This is a genomic window from Streptomyces sp. MGP-BFMKR1 (assembly GCF_057766585.1).
The window spans coordinates 5,237,862-5,253,655 of record NZ_CM173408.1; the positions used below are offsets into that span (position 1 = coordinate 5,237,862).

The following is a 15,794-nucleotide window of genomic DNA, read 5'->3' on the forward strand; positions in this document are numbered from 1 at the left end:
CGAGCCGTACGGAACCAGTCGCCCGGACCCGAGCCGTACGGAACCAGCCGCGCGGAACCGCGCCGAACGGAACCGCGCCGAACGGAACCACGGCCCGCCCGCCCGCCGTGAAGACCCATGACGTCCACGCGCCGTGAAGACCCATGACGTCCACGCGCCGTGAAGTCCCGTGCATTCAAGGGCATACCGCGCACATCGCGCGCGGCGCGGAGTTATCCACAGGCAATCCGTTCGATGAGACACCCAACAGATAGCCTCGGGACGAACGACTTGAGAGCCACGCAACGCCGTGGGCGGGGAGGAAGGCAGCCATGCGTGTCCTGGTGACGGCTGTGCGGGCGGGGGCCGAACCCCAGGACGTGCTGGTCACGGCCGACGACTCGGCCACGGCCGCCGACATCGCCGCGGTACTGGCGAGCACGACCCCCACCAGCCGCCCGCCCGGCCATCAGGCGCCCCCCGGCGACGTCGTCCCCCTCTCCTGGAGCTCCAAGGGGCGCCCGGACGCACAGCCCACCGGCCCCACCCTGTGGGCGGACGGCCGCGCCTGCCACCCCACCGAGAGCGCCAAGTCCGTCCTCCGCGACGGCATGCGGGTCTCCGTCGACGACACGGTCGGACCGTTGATGCGCGCGGGGGAGCCGAGCGGCGACTTCGAGATCCGGATCGTGGGCGGTCCCGCCGCCGGCCGCGTCATCCGCCGATCGGTCGGCGTCACCACGATCGGCTCCGGCGGGGCCAACGGACTCGTCGTCCCCGACCCGTCGTTGCCCGACACGGCGGCGCGCGTCTCGATCGACGTGAGCGGTCGCGTCACGCTCACGCCACAGCCTGGTACGACGGTCAAGCTCGACGAGGCGAAGGTGACGGCGGAGAGCCCGTGGCGCCTGGGCGCCATGCTCCGCATCGGTGACTCGATGTTCGTCCTCGACAGGCCCTCGCCCCCCGACGCGCACCTCTCCGCCACCGGCGAGGGCGGCCTGGCCTACAACCGCCCGCCCCGGCTGAACGCCGTCAGGCCCCGGGTCCGGCTGCACATTCCGGCACCCCCCTCGCGGGGCGAGGGCCCGCGCCTGGAGCTGATCTCGGCGTTCATCCCCAGCCTGTTCGGCGTCACGATGTTCTTCGTGACCAAGCAGGTGTACATGCTGCTGTTCTGCCTGATGAGCCCGATGATGGTGTTCGGTCACTACTGGAGCGAGCGGCGGCACGGCAAGAAGAAGTTCCGCAAGTCCGTCAAGCAGTACAAGGAAGAGCTCAGCCAGTACGAGAGCGACCTCGCCAGCGCCTGCACCCAGGACCAGCGGGCCCGCCGCACGGACCTGCCGGACCCGGCCGAGGTGATGCTCCGTGCCGTCGGCCCCCGGCGCACCCTGTGGGAGCGTCGGCTCACCGACCCCGACGCGCTCCACCTGCGCGTGGGCATGGGTGACCTGCCGGCCGAGGTGGAGCTGTTGCAACCCGGCAAGCAGTACGACGAGGACCCGCCCGAGCCGCCCACCATCCACGACGTCCCCGTCGCCCTGCCCTTCGCCACGCTCGGGGTCGTCGGCGTGGCGGGGGAGCGGGGCCGTGCCCTGTCGACCGCCCACTGGCTGGTGGCGCAGGCCGCCGTGCTGCACAGCCCGCGCGACCTGTCCCTGGTGGTGCTCTCCTCCGAGCGGGACGCCGGCCAGTCCTGGAGCTGGTCGCGCTGGCTGCCGCACTGCGCGCCCCAACTGGGCCAGGACTGCCTGGCGCTCGTCGGTACGGACGCCGAGACGATCAGCCGTCGAGTGAGCGAGCTGCTGACGGAGCTGGACCGCCGCAAGGCGGCCAGCTCCGGGCAGGGCATGTCGATCACGCCGCTGCGGCCCGACCCGTTCGTCCTGCTCGTACTGGACGGGGCGCGCCTCCTGCGCCGCGTCCCCGGGCTGCCCCAACTCCTCCAGGAGGGCCCGCGGCACGGCATCTACGCCCTGTGCACCGACCAGGACGAGCGGCTGCTCCCCGAGGAGTGCGCGGCGGTCATCAACTGGACGCCGCAGTCCGCGTCCCACTTCTTCGTGCGCGGCGGCGGCCTGGAGTCGGTCGGCTCCGTCCTGGCCGACCACGTCACGCCCGAGTGGTGCGAGCTCATCAGCCGCTCCCTGGCGCCGGTGCGGGACGTCAGCCGGGACGACGCCGACGCCGCGCTGCCCACGTCCGCCCGGCTGTTGACGCTGCTCGGCATGCCGGACCCGACGGGTGCGCACATCGCGGCCGTGTGGGAGCGCGGGGGTTCCACGACGGTCGCACCGATCGGCCTGGCCGCCGACGGGCCGTTCCACCTGGACATCCGCAAGGACGGGCCGCACGCGCTGGTGGCCGGTACGACCGGCGCCGGTAAGTCCGAGCTGCTGCAAACGATCATCGCCTCGCTGGCCGTGGCCAACCGCCCGGACGCACTGAACTTCGTGCTGATCGACTACAAGGGCGGCAGCGCCTTCCAGGACTGCGCGCGGCTTCCGCACACGGTGGGCATGGTGAGCGACCTGGACGCCCACCTGACCGAGCGGGCCCTGGCCTCGCTGGCGGCGGAGCTCAGGCGGCGCGAGGAGATCCTGTTCAACGCGGGCACGAAGGACATCGAGGACTACAGCGACACCCGTCGGCTGCGACCGGACCTCGCGCCGATGCCCCGACTGGTCCTCATCATCGACGAGTTCGCCTCGCTCGTCGCCGAACTGCCGGACTTCATCGCGGGCCTGGTGGACATCGCCCGCCGCGGGCGCTCGCTCGGCGTGCACCTCATCCTGGCCACGCAGCGCCCGGCGGGCGTCGTCAGCGCCGACATCCGCGCCAACACCAACCTGCGGATCGCGCTGCGCGTGACGGACGGCGCCGAGTCCTCAGACGTCATCGACGCCCCGGACGCCGGAGCCATCGCCAAGTCCACCCCGGGTCGGGCCTATGTGCGCTCCGGAGCGCAGGCCCTGGTCGCCGTGCAGTCCGCGCGCATCGGTGGCCGTCGCCCGAGCGACGGTAGCTCCGGCCCGCAGGCGGACGTGTCGCCGATCGCCTGGACGTCGTACAGCCGCCCACTGCCGCGCTCCGGCGAAGACGAGGACGACGGCACGCTCGTCACCGACCTGGCGGTCCTCGTGGACGCCATCAGAGGCGGGGCGGAAGCGCTGGGCTTCAGCACCCCGCGCAGCCCCTGGCTGCCGCCCCTGCCCCAAGAGGTCACGGTGGACGAGTTGGCGCACCTCGACGTGTTGTCCACCTCCGGCGGTACGAGCGCGACGGCGATCCCCTTCGGCATGACCGACCTGCCCAGCCAGCAGGCCCGTACGGCACTCGCCGTCGACCTGGTCCACGGCGAGAACACCATGATCGTCGGTGGCCCCCGCTCCGGCCGCTCCACCGCCCTGCGCACGCTCGCCGGTCGCCTCGCCCAGACCTCGTCCCCGCGCGACGTGCACGTCTACGGCATCGACTGCGGGGCCAACGCCCTGCTCCCGCTGGCCGGCCTGCCGCACTGCGGGGCGGTCGTCAGCCGCGACCAGCCCGAGCGCGTGCGCCGGCTGCTTGACCGGCTGCTCGTCGAGATATCCCGCCGCCAGCAGTTCCTGGCGGCCCAGGGCGCGGCCAGCGCCGCGGAGCAGCGCGAGTCCGCCCCGCCGGAGGAGCGGCTGCCCCTGATGGTCGTCTTCTTCGACGGCTGGGAGGGCTTCGTCGCGGACTTCGAGACCTATGACTACGGCCGCCTCATGGAGTCCGCCAACCGGATCTTCCGAGAGGGCGGAGCCGTCGGGCTGAAGGTCGTGATGACCGCGGACCGCACGGGCTTCCAGGGCCAGGTCTCCTCGTCCTTCGGCAGCAAGCACGTGCTGCGGCTCTCCGACCCCAACGACTTCGCGGTGGCCGGCCTCAACGCGCGCGACGTCCCGCACGACATGCCTCCCGGGCGCGCCCTCAGCCTCACCGACGGCGGGGTGCTGGAGAGCCAGGTCGCCCTGCTCGCGGCCGACCCGTCCGGCCGGGCCCAGGTCGAGGCGTTCCGCGCGATCAGCGCGGCGGCGGAGCCGCTGGGCCCCGACACCCCCGAGGCCCTGCGCCCGCTGCGCGTGGACGCGCTGCCCGCGCGGATCAGCGCCGCCGAGGCGATGGCCCTCCAGCCCACCCTCGTGCCCCCGCCGCTGTGGGCCCTCATCGGCGTGGGCGGCGACGAACTACGGCCCGTCGGGATCGACCTCGCCGAGTCCGGCCCCGGCTTCGTCATAGCCGGCCCGCCGAAGTCCGGCCGGTCCAGCACGCTGGTCACGGCCGCACGCTCGCTGCTCGCCCGCGGCACGTCGCTCATCCTCGTGGCGCCGCGCAGGTCGCCGCTGCGTGATCTGGCGGACGAGCCGTTGGTGGCCGGGCTGTTGAACGCGGAGAGCACCGAGGACGACCTGGAGGAGCTGATCGACACCATCGACGGCCCGTACGTCGTGGTCGCCGACGACGCGGAGCTGCTCTACGAGGCCCCGCTGGACGAGGCGCTCGAGACCGTCATCCGAAAGGGCATGGACGGCGACCACGGCCTGATAGCCGCCGGCAACTCCGACACGCTCTCCGGACAGTACCGAGGCTTCGTGGTCGAGGCCCGGCGCTCCCGCAACGGACTGCTGCTCCAGCCGCAGAGCTCCACCGACGGCGAGCTGTTCAACATCCGCATCGCGTCCAACAGTGGCGGCGGGCCCGTCGGCAGCGGACTGTTCGCCTTCGGCGGCAGCGCCATGCCGATCCAGGCCGCCCAGCCGGAGTGATGCGCCGGTCCTGATCGGCCATGCGCAGTGCCGCCGGGGGCGACCGGTACGCGTGGGTGGCGCGCGGTCCGGGGCGCGCGAGGCGGCGCACCCGCTCCGCTCAGCCGGAGCGAGCGACGCGCCGCACCAACCGGTGACACGCGTGAGGCCGGGGTCGCCACCACCTCGCAAGGTGGGCAACCCCGGCCTCATCCACCACGTACGTGCGGAACTCGCTCACCGGCGAGATGGATCAGGTCGCACGCTCGATGTTGTCGGCGTTGGTGTTGGCCGATTCCTTGGCGGACTTCAGGGCCTCCGCCATCTTCACCATGGTCGGCTTGAAGTCCGTCCAGTCGCTACGGAACTTGTCCGCCTTGCCACCCTTCCAGTAGCTCTCGCTGCTACTGGTCTGGGTGTCCAGGAACGAGATAAGGCTCCGGACGTCCGATTCCTTCTTGCCGAAGTCCCGCGACAGCTTCCTCAGCAGCTCGACATCAGCGCCGCGCATTGACATGCGGCTACTCCCCTCGTTATGGCGGCAAACAGACTGCCTGCAAGCCGCAACTGACGTTACCGCACCGGGAATGGGCCTCGGTGTGTTACAACGTCAGTACTCTGGTACAAGCGTGTCACACTGGCCTCCTCACGATGGCAAGTGGGGTGAACGACAAGCAATCCCTGCGTCGTTGGAATGTCTATCGGAGGGTGAGTCATCAAGTGCGCTGAGTAGGCAACGGTCGACTCTCCTGCCTTACTTACGTTTGCGCGGTGGCTGACGGTAGCGCGCGTTCGTTCATGGCTCTCATCGTCGTTTCGCGTACCGCTGACTGACCGTGGCTGGTGGTCCTCGTCGACACCGCTCTTCCCCTTTCTCCTTGTTCTTGCGGTGTGTCGGCTGTTTGTCTCACTCGTCCACTATGGTGCGCAGGTGCCCATTTTCGCGTGAAGGCCCCGCCTCACGCCCGGGGGACGTACGGGCCCTTGTCAGCGCTGGCCCGCCTACTCCGTTTCGCTTGCCGCGATTTCCTCGGTATTGCCGCACGTTTCACGGATGTCGCTTGCCGGCGTTCGTAGTTGTTCGGAGCCGTTTACCCGTTATGGAGTCGGGCCTCTCTGATGTCGTGTCTGTTGGCGACTGGGGCAAGTGCGGTGAGGACGCTTTTGTGGTTGTGCGCTGTCGTCCGGCGGCAAGAATGAGAAGCCGTCAGAGGAGAACGAAGGAAGGTGTGTGCCCGGAAGCGTGGAACTCACCACCGAGCGTTTCAAAGTGACCTCGGGCGACAAGGTCCCGATCATTCACGCCCAGCTCGTCACCGACTGCCAGCGCCATCGTGACTGGCGAAAGTAAGGCCGCTGCCGTCCGTTACGGCTCGGCATTGGCCCCTATGCCTTGTCGCCCAGCAGAGCCAGCACCTTGCGTCGCCGTACCACGAGAGCGACGCCGCCGGCCAGGAGCAGCGGGGCCACGACAAGGCAGGCGGCCATGGGAAGTGTTAGCGTGGGGGGATCGTTGACCCATTTCTGGGTGAGGACGCGACCCGGGTCGTTCGGGTCGTAGACGATGCGGACGAAGGAGCCCTGGGGTAGGCCCTCGGGGCGTTTGCCGCCCCATTCGCTCAGGGTCTTGTGCACGGGACCGTCGGGTCCGTCGAAACGCACCTTGATGTTGCCCGCGCTGCCGAACCGGTCCCTGGGTGAGTCGGTGACCTCGGCCGTCGTGGCAATGCCGCGCGACCGTAGGTCATCGACCAGCGCGTGGGAGGGAATCCAGAAGAAGAACAGAAACGCGGAGCAGGTCAGCAGGAAAGCGGCGAAGACGCTGTAGATGAGTCTGCGCTGCGGTAGCACGGGACGCTTACCGAGGGCGCGGCGCTCGCGGCTCGCCGCGTCCACCGCCAACCAGTGAGCGGACTTGGGCGGCTGTCGCCACTCCGCCCCACCGCGCTTCTGCTTCTTCCGTCCCATGCGCTTGTGTCCCGCCGTCGATTCGGGTGCTGTCGTGTCCGGCTCGGGTCGGCGCTACAACCCGAGCCAGCCGCCGACTTTCTTGGCTGCCCCACCCACCTTCTTGGCCGCGCCACCGATCTTCTTCCCGGCATCCTTGATCGCCCCGCTGGCGGCGTTGACCACCTTCTTGCCGGTGTCGGTGTTCAGGGCGTAGTACGCGGCGTAGCCGAGCCCGGCGCCCACGACGATGCCCGCGGCCACGCCCCAGCCGACGGGGCCGCCCATGGCCGCGACGCCCGCGACACCCATCCACGTGCCCGCCATGCCGGCCCCCAGGGAGGCCGTGTTGGAGGCGATGGCGACGTCCTTCTCGGCGCCGTTGACCTTGATGTCGTAGCCGATGCCGCCGATGGTCAGCAGCGAGCCGACCAGGGGTACCTTCGAGCCGAAGCGCAGCGCCTTGCCCAGCCGGCCGACATTGCCGGTGGGGGTGGGGCGTGGCGTTATGCCGGGGACCTTGTCCATGAACCAGCGCGCGCTGTCGCCGAGGGTGGATTCCATCAGCCGGGACATGGGGCCGAGACCGTATTTGGCGAAGGTCCGCTCCGCCTGGCGGCTGGCCCCCTTGGCGGCCTTGGCGTTGGCCCGGGTCTCCTTCTTGAAAGCGGCCCGCTCCTTCGGCGTCATGGCGTTCAGGCGCTTCTCGTACGCCTCCTTGGCCGCCGCCGAGAAACTGGACGCCTGGTTCCAGAAGATGTCCGCGTATTTGGACTGGGCGCCGATGACACCCGCGACGAGACCGGAATGCACCGTCCAGGTCGCCTTGGGATCGCCCAGGTCCGTCACGGCCTTTGTCAGGTGTTTCCAGGCCGTCTCCCACAGATCGGGGTCTTCCCCCTGCATCAGGGCCCGGTTGAACACCGCCCCGGGGTCGTCCTTGGGAATGTCGCCGTGGAAGAGTTCCAGTGTCTTGGCGAATCCGGGTGCGGGATACTCCGCGTTGACAGCGGCGGTGAACGCGGCACCGAACGCCTTGACGTCCTCCTTCGCCGTGGGCGCGCCGGCCATGGCGAGAGCGGTGGGCAGGGTCTTGACCAGGTTCGGGTCCATGGCGGCGTAAAAGGCGGAGGCGTAGTCCGGGTCTCCGCGATGCTTGTTCAGCTCCGCCGCGATGCGGTGGAACTCCGCGCCGGCCTCACCGGGGCCGAGTTTCTCCGCCTTGTTAGCGTCGGCCGCGAGCTTCTTGCCCGCCTCCCGCGCCTGCTGCACGGTGAGTACCGGTTCGGGGACCTGCACCATGGTGGGCTTGGGCCCCACCCCCTTGAACTCCATCGCCGCCGCGAGCGCCTGCCGCCTGCGCAACATGGGCAGTTCGTCATCCACCCACGACGCGATCTTGCCGAGTTCGGTGAGGTGGTGCGTGTCGATGCCGTGCTTCTCGAACCGGGAGAAGTACGCGGTTTTGCCGCCGCGCAACGTCTTGCTACCGGAAACAAGTTTGCCGATGGTCGTCTGGAGGTTGTCCGGGTTGATTCCGGAGAAGTTCTTGTCAACCACCTGCCACACCTACCGCTCCCTCGTCCGCCAACTCCGGGTCAACGAGCACGGCTTGTGCCCCCGACCCCTCCAGCGCCTTCTCCAGTTCGTCCACCGGGATGGCCACCCACGGCTGTTCCTCACCCATGGCCTCGACGAGGAGCGGCACCGTGGTGAAAGCGAGGGCGACCCGTTGTACGCCCCCGGACTCGGCCTCCAGCGGGATGAGCATCACCTCGATGGAACCATCCAGAAGGGGCGTACCGGCGTCGTCACGGGCGATGTCCGCCATGGTGGGGAGAACCAGCACGTCGGGCGTCTCTTGGGTTTCTGGTGATTCCATCGAGGCAGGCTATGAGCCAACCGTTGTATGGGGCAACCTGTCGCTCGCCCGCGACGGGCACGCGTTTGTAGGGTGGCCCGATCCGGGATACCGACGCAGCAAGGGGGAGCAGCCGGTGGGCGAGTCAGAGGACAAGGTGGCAAATCCGCGTAAGGCGGACCTCGAAAAACTCCGCCGTGACGTGGCCAGGGAGGCGGAGGGGCTCAAGAAGGCGCTCAAGACGCCCACCGAGGACATCGGGGGAGACACGGTCTGGGTGGGCAAGAACGCCCGGGCCTGGCACACCGAACTCAAGGGCCGCCACGAGAAGGTCGGCACGCACGTCGAGAAGCTGTTGCCGCTCATCGACGCCGCGATAGCGGCGGAGCCGGACAAGGTGTCGGCCAGCGACGCGCGGGCGTACAACGCGTCCTGAACCCTCCATCGGCGGCGTGTCGCGCGCGCGATGTGAACCCCCATGGAAGGGGAGCCTCCGGCGTGGCCTGATCGTGTCGGACCTTGCGTAAGGTGACGGTTTGACGTGCCCGACTGTCGACCCCGCCACGCGCGCCCGCGCGCGTGGCGCGGTGGCGGCGACGCGGGCGGAAGAGACCTGGCAGGGGGAGGACACACATGGGGGTTCGTGGTCGGATACGCGGCATGGGCGAGGCGGTGACCTCCGCTGCGGCGAACGTGGGGCGCGAGGTCATCGGGCGGGGCGTCGATGCCCGCAGGACCGGGGCGAACGCATCCGGTGAGTGGGTGCTCGGCGTGCTCGGCGCGCTTCCGCCGCCGGCCGCGCCGGCCGAGCGGGAGTGGGAGTTCTCGCTGGGCACCCTCATCTGCCAGCACCCGCGCGTGCCCGCCATCACCGCCAAGGCGCTGCGCGCCCTGGACAGCCTCGGGGCGTTGCGCTTCGGGCCGGAGTCCGTGGGCTTCGACGGCGAGGACATCCCGTGGAAGAAGGTCACGGGGCTGCGGCTGCACAACGCGTTCGGCGCCATGACCACGGAGGGCCTCGACGCCGAGGTGGACCGCATCCGCGAGGTGCTGCCGCCGCTGCCCGGGCGCAAGTGGGCGGTGACGAAGGTGGTCGAGGGACTGGCCACCGTCGTGCTCGCGGCCCTGGAGCAGGCCAGCGAGCAGCGGCTCGACAGCGTCAACGTCGCCTGTGAGGTGACGTACCGGGGAGCCCTCGGCCGGGAGAAGACGCTGCGGGCCAACCTGTTCACGACGGCGCTCCTGGCGCACCAGACGGACGTGGCCTACAGCCTGGTGGTCACGGCGCAGGCGGCCGGCGTGCCGGTCATCCCGGCCGACCCCGCGGCGCTGGACGACAAGGCGCTGGAGCGGGTTCGCGCGCTGCGGGAGCGTACGGACGCGATGGCCGCCGAGTTGCGCGCGCAGGGCGACGATGACGCGTCCGCCGACGCGGACGGGCCATCGCCGTCGCGGACGCCCGCCTCGTAGCGTCGAGGACGGGGCTGCCTCGCGGCTTGCGAGGCGCTCACGTGCGGCCAACTCGAAGCCGGTTGCCGTCCGCGCTGCGGCAACCGGCTCGCGGCGCGGCGTCATCGGTTGATGGACTGCACTTCGCCGACGGTGACGTCCGTGGTGTCCCCGTACGTACCGGTGGGGAGGGTGCCGCCGTCGCCGTCGGAGCTGGTCCAGGAGATCTCCCAGGTGACGGTGGCCTTGAGCGGGTGCGGCCCGGTCTGGTTGGTGGCCCGGAGGTAGGTCACGCCGCACGGCGGGGCCTGGTTCTTCTTGTCGTCGCTGTACGGGGTGCCGATGCTGCCGTCGGCGGCGATGCGGCATTCGCCCGAGGCGGGGTGGACCGTGGCGTCCTGGGTGCCGGGCTCGATGGTGAGGGAGACCGGCTTGGCGGTGGTGGTGGCCGAGAGGCCGATGCTGGGCAGGCTGGCGGTCACGGAGACGGGCTTGAACCGCGCCTTGTCGAGCCAGATCCAGGTGTCCAGGTTGACCGTCTGCTTGCCGGACGGATTCATGGTGATGTCCGTGTCGGGGACGGGGAGCTCGTCGTAGGCGTACTCGGCGAGGATCTTCGACGAGATGGCGAGCGGCTCGTCCGGCGTCTCGCCCTCATCGACCCAGAAGGGTGGCTTGTCACAGGACATCGCCTCGGGCTCGTCCTTGCGCTTCTCGTTGATGACCGCGACCCAGAACTTGCCCTTCCCCTGCTTCTTCATGTTGTAGTCGTCGTACTTGTCGGTCTGGAAGATGCCCTTGTACGCCTCGGCGATCATCGGGCCGATGCTCATGAACTTGAAGTCCTCCCAGTTCTCGATCATGCTCTTGAGTTCTTTGGGGGAGTACCGGGGTTCGTACCAGCATGCCGGCGGCTTCCAGTTGGTGTTCCTGGGCGTGAGCGCGCCCGTCTTGCCTGTCGGCTTTCCGTTCACCTGAACCCGTACACCGGAAGTCTGGACCTCGGCCGCGACCTTCTGGTTGTTGCCCGACCCGCGCGCGCTGCCTCCTTTCTCGCAACTGGGGCCGACGCATGCCTGTGCATTCGACGCGGTCAACATCGCCGAGAGAGTGGTGATCGCCAGCACCACGCACGTACGGGCTTTGGGACGTATCACGGTTGGCATGCCTTGGCACCTCGCTCTGAAATCAACTTCGTGACCTGCCAGACACCCTTCTCATTCTTGGACAGGTGACTGTTGTAGAAGACGTAACTCTGCGCGGACGGCGCCGACTTCGTGACCTTGCCGGTCTTCCGGTCCTTGTTGTGTGCCTTGCTCTCGTCTCCGCAGTAGGAGAGCGCGGCCTTGTCATCACCGTCCAGCACGACGCGTCGATTGAAATAACGCACCGTTCCCGTGAAGGAAAGGTCCGCGTCAACGAATTCCTTCACCCAGTTGACCGCGCTGACCAGACCCTCACCCGTGTTGTAGAACTGCAGAGCCGGTGACTTCGGATCGGCGCGCAGAATCGCGTCGTCCTCGGCGAGGATGTTGCGCTCGTTGTCGGCGAGGACGGCGTCCTTCTTCGGGTCGCCGGTGGTCCGGTCCTCGAAGACATGGTTCACGTCCGCCGGCAGCTTGATCTCCGGGCGGTCGATCCCGTCGTCCATGGGGGTTGAGCTTGGGGTGGACGTGGCGGGCGGGGGTGTCGAGGAGCTCTCGGCGCCCTTGATCTTGTCCTTGCTGTCGGAACCTGAGTCGGAGTCACCTCCGCATGCCGTCAGCGTCATCGAGGCGGCCACGAGCAGCACGATGCCTGCGCCGAAGCGTGTCTGTGTGTTCAACGTACGTATCTCCCGTGGGTGTTCGATGAGAAACGCCACCGATGATGACATGGATGCGTGCGGCAATGGCGACGGTTCCCTTGCGTGTGGATAACGGTGGAACCGGGGAGTGGTGAGTGCCACTGGCGCGCCTTGAGGCCGCTATAGGCTGCTGATACGGTGCGATGACTTGACAGCTTCTTAGTCTGCGGTTTAAGCGTGCGACAGTGGCTGTAGCGGGCAAATGCCTGAATACGGACATAACTTCGGGGGCAGTGGCGTGAAGATTCAGGAGCGCACGGGCGCGGGCGGTGGCCGGGGTACCGCACCCGGTCAGCCAGCGGGGGAGAGGCTCCCCTCCGCGCCTCGTGAACGGAAACCGGCGCTCGCCGCGCTCGCCGTACTCCTCATCCTGGTGGGCGCGTTGGGGGCGACCGTCCTGGTGTTGCGCGCCGGTGACCGTATTGAAGTGGTGAAGATTACGGAGAAGGTGAGTGCGGGCAAGCCGATCCCGGACTCCGCTATTGAATCCGTGATGGTCGCTGAGGATTCCGGCATCGATTACGTGAAGTGGGAACAGCGGAATGCGCTGTCCAATTACCGGGCCGCCGCCGACCTGACGAAAGGCTCGCTTCTCGTCGGTTCGATGCTGACTGACAAGAAGGGCCTGCCCGAGGGCAAGGTCGTGGTCGGGCTCTCGCTCAAGGACGGGCAGTACCCGCGCGGCCTCAAGGCCGGCGACGTGGTCGCCGCGTACCGGGTGGGAGACGCCAAGGGCGGCTCCGGTGGTTCCTCGGGGGACGGCGGCGAGTCGGGGGGCGGCGACGCCCTGCTGGTGCGCAGCGCGACCGTGGACACGGTGACCGGCACCAACGACGGGATCGGCGGCGGGGACCTGCCGGTCGCGGTCGTGGTGAACCAGGACGAGGCGCCCGCGCTCACCCAGGCGGCGGCCAACGGCGCGGTCTCCGTCGTGCGGCTGTCCACCAACAGCGGCAACTGAGCCGCGGGGCCAGGGGACAGGGAACGTAGGGGATATGGCGCTCATCGCTCTCGCCGCGGACAAGGGCTCGCCGGGGGTCACCACGGCCGCCGTCGCGATGGCGGCGGTCTGGCCACGGCGCGTGCTCCTGGCCGAGGTGGACCCGGCCGGCGGGGACCTCGTCTACCGCGGTTCGGCGGCGCACGGCGGGCCGCTTGACCCGAACACCGGCATGCTCTCGATCGGCGCCACCGCCCGCCGCGGCCTGGTGCCCGACCAGTTGTGGGACCACGCGCAGCCCATGCTGGGCGGCCTCGACGTGCTCGTGGGGCTCGGCAGCTCCGAGCAGTCGGCCGGGCTCGCCGGGCTGTGGCCGATGCTGGGCCGCGCGTTCGCCGGGCTTGGCGACTCGCCGCACGGCCCCGCCGACGTCATAGCCGACTGCGGCCGGGTCGGGGCGGACGCGGTGGCCGTGGAGATGTTCTCGTACGCCTCGATCGTGTTGCTGGTCGCGGGTACGGAGCCGGAGCAGCTCGCGCGGGTCAGGGACCGGGCCGCGGCGCTGTCGGCCCGGCTGCACGGCGGGCAGCGCGGCGCGGCGCAGTTGGGAACGCCACTGATCGGCGTGCTCCTGGTGGCCGACGTGGGGAGCGCGAGCCGGCTCGTCGGGCAGGTCAACGACATGTTGGTGGCGGCGCAGGCTGGGGCGCGCGTGGTGGGCGTCATCGCGCGGGACGCCTCCGGCGCGGACCAGTTGGCCGGGCGCAAGCGCGGTCGGCTGGACAAGTCGCTGCTCATCCGCTCGGCGCGGAAGGTCGTCGGCGACCTGCACCAGCAGTTCGGCGCGGCGTTCGCCGGCGCGCCCGCCGGCGCGTCCACCCCCGGCGGGGCGCGCGGTGGCGTCGGCGGCGCCGGCCGCGTGCCCGGCGCGCGGCCGGCCGGCCAGCCGCTGCCCGGCCAGGTCGGGCAGGCGGGCCAGACCGGGCAGGCCGGCCAGGCCGGCCACCAGGCCCAGCCGCAGCCGGGCCAGCCGGGCTCCGCGGGCCCCCCGGCCCAGCCAAGCCACGGCGGCCAGCCAAGCCACGGCGGCCAGCCGAGCCACGGCGGCCAGCCGGCCCCCGGCGCCCCGGGTCCCGACGGGGTCGCCCCCACCGGATCGATGCCGCCGCACGACGGCCCGGCGTCGCGGCCCGGCGCGGGCGCGCACCGTCGCCCCGGCGGCCCGGAGGCGACGGCCCAGCAGCCGGCCTCCGGCGCCCAGCCGATACCGGGCGCCCAGCCCCCGCCGCAGCACGCGTCGGGCGACCACGCCGAGCAACCCTCCGCGCGGCACGCCCAACCGCCGCGCGAGCAGCGCAGCCAGCCCGACCAGGCCCGCCCGCCGCGCGACCAGACGCGCGAGAACGAGCGCACCCAGCAGATCCACCAGATGCCGCGCCCCGGCCGGGCCCAGCCGCAGCCCGAGCCCCAGCCGCCCGCCGCGCACGACGGCGGAAGCCCGTACGACGGCGGCAGCGCGTATGACCGCCAGGCCGCGCCCGACGGCGGCAGCGCGTACGACCCGCAGACCTCGTACGACACCCACGCCCCATACGACACCCCCGCCCCGTACGACGGCGGTGCCGCGCGGCCCGAGCACCGGCCCGGTGCGGCCGGTAGTGCGGGTGGGGCCGGAGGGGGAGCGGGCTGGTGAGTACCGTCGACCACCAGCTCGTCAAGCGCTTCCGGCAGGAGGCCGGCGACCGGATCGCCGAGCAGCGTCGGATCGACCAGGTCGCCGGTGCCGCGCCGATGACGCCCGAGGACGAGCGGCAGTACGCGCGCGCCGTCATCGCGCAGATCCTGGAGGACTACGCGCGCGCCGAGATCAACCTCGGGCGCACGCCGTTGGACGCGGAAACCGAGGAGAGCTACGCGGCGGCCGTGCACGCCGCGCTGTTCGGCGTCGGCCGGCTGCAACCGCTGCTCGACGACCCCGAGGTCGAGAACATCGACATCAACGGCTGCGACCGGGTCTTCATCGGTTACGCGGACGGCCGCGAGGAACAGGGCGAGCCGGTCGCCGAGAGCGACGAGGAACTGATCGAGCTGATCCAGGTGCTCGGCGCGTACTCCGGCCTGTCGTCGCGACCGTTCGACACCGCCAACCCGCAGCTCGACCTGCGGCTGCCCGACGGCTCCCGGCTCTCCGCCGTCATGGACGTCACCCGGCGGCCGGCGCTGTCCATCCGGCGGGCGCGGCTCGGCAAGGTCTTCATGGCCGACCTGGTGCGCAACGGCACACTCACCCCGGAGCTGGGCAACTTCCTGGCCTGCGCGGTGCGGGCGCGGAAGAACATCATGATCGCCGGGGCCACCAACGCCGGCAAGACCACGCTGCTGCGGGCGCTGGCCAACGAGATCCCGCCCAGCGAGCGGCTGATCACCGTGGAACGAGCGCTCGAACTGGGCCTCGACCAGTTCCCCGATCTGCACCCCAACGTCGTGGCGTTCGAGGAGCGGCTGCCCAACTCCGAGGGGCAGGGCACGATCAGCATGGCCGAGCTGGTGCGCCGCTCGCTGCGCATGAACCCCTCCCGCGTCATCGTCGGCGAGGTGCTCGGCGACGAGATCGTCACCATGCTCAACGCGATGTCGCAGGGCAACGACGGCTCGCTCTCCACCATCCACGCCAACAGTTCCAGCGAGGTGTTCAACCGCATCTCCACCTACGCGCTCCAGGCGAACGAACGACTGCCCATCGAGGCCAGCCACATGCTGGTCGCGGGCGCGGTCAACTTCGTGGTCTTCGTCGAGCGCCGCAACGACTACGCCAGCGGCGGCACGCTCAGCCGCCGCGTCACATCCGTGCGCGAGGTCAACGGGGTCGACGGCCGGGTGCTCTCCAGCGAGGTGTTCATCGAGACGGCCGACGGCCGCGTCGTGCCGCACGCGCCGGTCACCTGCCTGGACGAGTTGGCCGCGTTCGGCTACCGCCCGTCCGGGGCCTGGGGGTAGGGC

General features: G+C 70.3%; 12 protein-coding genes. 6 read left to right on the top strand and 6 right to left on the bottom strand.

The features are described from left to right. Positions 1-311: 311 nt before the first annotated feature. A complete protein-coding gene (locus tag AC3CHW_RS20745; protein ID WP_488467460.1) occupies positions 312-4,772 on the top strand; it encodes a type VII secretion EssC family protein in 4,461 nt (1,486 codons plus the stop codon). A 232-nt stretch (positions 4,773-5,004) separates the two neighbouring features. Here the strand turns inward: AC3CHW_RS20745 and AC3CHW_RS20750 are convergent, their stop codons facing one another. From AC3CHW_RS20750 to AC3CHW_RS20765, 4 genes are all read right to left on the bottom strand, one after another. Next, positions 5,005-5,268: a WXG100 family type VII secretion target gene (locus tag AC3CHW_RS20750; protein WP_232109983.1), complete on the bottom strand. Its 264-nt coding sequence runs from the start codon at positions 5,266-5,268 to the stop codon at positions 5,005-5,007. A gap of 869 nt (positions 5,269-6,137) precedes the next feature. Beyond that, complete coding sequence (locus AC3CHW_RS20755; RefSeq protein ID WP_488467461.1) at positions 6,138-6,719, bottom strand: DUF3592 domain-containing protein; 582 nt, start codon at positions 6,717-6,719, stop codon at positions 6,138-6,140. 54 nt (positions 6,720-6,773) lie between these two features. Next, complete coding sequence (locus AC3CHW_RS20760; RefSeq protein WP_488467462.1) at positions 6,774-8,258, bottom strand: hypothetical protein; 1,485 nt, start codon at positions 8,256-8,258, stop codon at positions 6,774-6,776. Then, positions 8,251-8,580, bottom strand: coding sequence for an SAV_915 family protein (locus tag AC3CHW_RS20765; protein ID WP_488467463.1), 330 nt, complete (start codon positions 8,578-8,580; stop codon positions 8,251-8,253). The genes AC3CHW_RS20760 and AC3CHW_RS20765 overlap by 8 nt, the downstream gene beginning before the upstream one ends. 115 nt (positions 8,581-8,695) lie before the next feature. Between AC3CHW_RS20765 and AC3CHW_RS20770 the strand changes: the two genes are divergently transcribed. Together AC3CHW_RS20770 and AC3CHW_RS20775 are read left to right on the top strand one after the other, a co-directional pair. Continuing rightward, positions 8,696-8,995, top strand: a complete 300-nt coding sequence (locus AC3CHW_RS20770; protein WP_176162170.1) for a hypothetical protein — start codon at positions 8,696-8,698, stop codon at positions 8,993-8,995. Positions 8,996-9,192: 197 nt separating this feature from the next. Then, the gene (locus AC3CHW_RS20775) at positions 9,193-10,029 is read left to right on the top strand and encodes a hypothetical protein (RefSeq protein WP_459247193.1); all 837 of its coding nucleotides are present in this window, start codon (positions 9,193-9,195) and stop codon (positions 10,027-10,029) included. A gap of 101 nt (positions 10,030-10,130) precedes the next feature. On the opposite strand, the gene AC3CHW_RS20780 is transcribed toward AC3CHW_RS20775, so the two are convergent. Further along, a complete protein-coding gene (locus AC3CHW_RS20780) occupies positions 10,131-11,174 on the bottom strand; it encodes a hypothetical protein (protein ID WP_488467464.1) in 1,044 nt (347 codons plus the stop codon). Beyond that, entirely contained in the window at positions 11,162-11,872 is a 711-nt protein-coding gene (locus tag AC3CHW_RS20785) for a hypothetical protein (protein WP_488467465.1), read from the bottom strand. The genes AC3CHW_RS20780 and AC3CHW_RS20785 overlap by 13 nt, the downstream gene beginning before the upstream one ends. 220 nt (positions 11,873-12,092) lie before the next feature. Here AC3CHW_RS20785 and AC3CHW_RS20790 point away from each other — a divergent pair, with 220 nt between their 5' ends. Genes AC3CHW_RS20790 through AC3CHW_RS20800 form a run of 3 tightly spaced genes read left to right on the top strand, consistent with a single transcriptional unit; the run spans position 12,093 to position 15,791 of the window. Further along, positions 12,093-12,815 (top strand): hypothetical protein, encoded by a 723-nt coding sequence (locus tag AC3CHW_RS20790; protein ID WP_488467466.1) that lies wholly within the window; start codon positions 12,093-12,095, stop codon positions 12,813-12,815. A 34-nt stretch (positions 12,816-12,849) separates the two neighbouring features. Next, on the top strand, positions 12,850-14,487 hold the full coding sequence (locus AC3CHW_RS20795) for a hypothetical protein (protein ID WP_488467467.1): 1,638 nt from the start codon (positions 12,850-12,852) through the stop codon (positions 14,485-14,487). Further along, positions 14,484-15,791: a TadA family conjugal transfer-associated ATPase gene (locus tag AC3CHW_RS20800; protein WP_176162167.1), complete on the top strand. Its 1,308-nt coding sequence runs from the start codon at positions 14,484-14,486 to the stop codon at positions 15,789-15,791. The genes AC3CHW_RS20795 and AC3CHW_RS20800 overlap by 4 nt, the downstream gene beginning before the upstream one ends. The last annotated feature ends 3 nt before the right edge of the window (positions 15,792-15,794 follow it).

What these genes read in the sequence shown, in the direction of transcription:
- AC3CHW_RS20745 (WP_488467460.1), top strand. Translation starts at nt 312, where the DNA reads ATGCGTGTCCTGGTGACGGCTGTGCGGGCGGGGGCCGAACCCCAGGAC.
- AC3CHW_RS20750 (WP_232109983.1), bottom strand. Translation starts at nt 5,268, where the DNA reads ATGTCAATGCGCGGCGCTGATGTCGAGCTGCTGAGGAAGCTGTCGCGG.
- AC3CHW_RS20755 (WP_488467461.1), bottom strand. Translation starts at nt 6,719, where the DNA reads ATGGGACGGAAGAAGCAGAAGCGCGGTGGGGCGGAGTGGCGACAGCCG.
- AC3CHW_RS20765 (WP_488467463.1), bottom strand. Translation starts at nt 8,580, where the DNA reads ATGGAATCACCAGAAACCCAAGAGACGCCCGACGTGCTGGTTCTCCCC.
- AC3CHW_RS20775 (WP_459247193.1), top strand. Translation starts at nt 9,193, where the DNA reads ATGGGGGTTCGTGGTCGGATACGCGGCATGGGCGAGGCGGTGACCTCC.
- AC3CHW_RS20780 (WP_488467464.1), bottom strand. Translation starts at nt 11,174, where the DNA reads ATGCCAACCGTGATACGTCCCAAAGCCCGTACGTGCGTGGTGCTGGCG.
- AC3CHW_RS20795 (WP_488467467.1), top strand. Translation starts at nt 12,850, where the DNA reads ATGGCGCTCATCGCTCTCGCCGCGGACAAGGGCTCGCCGGGGGTCACC.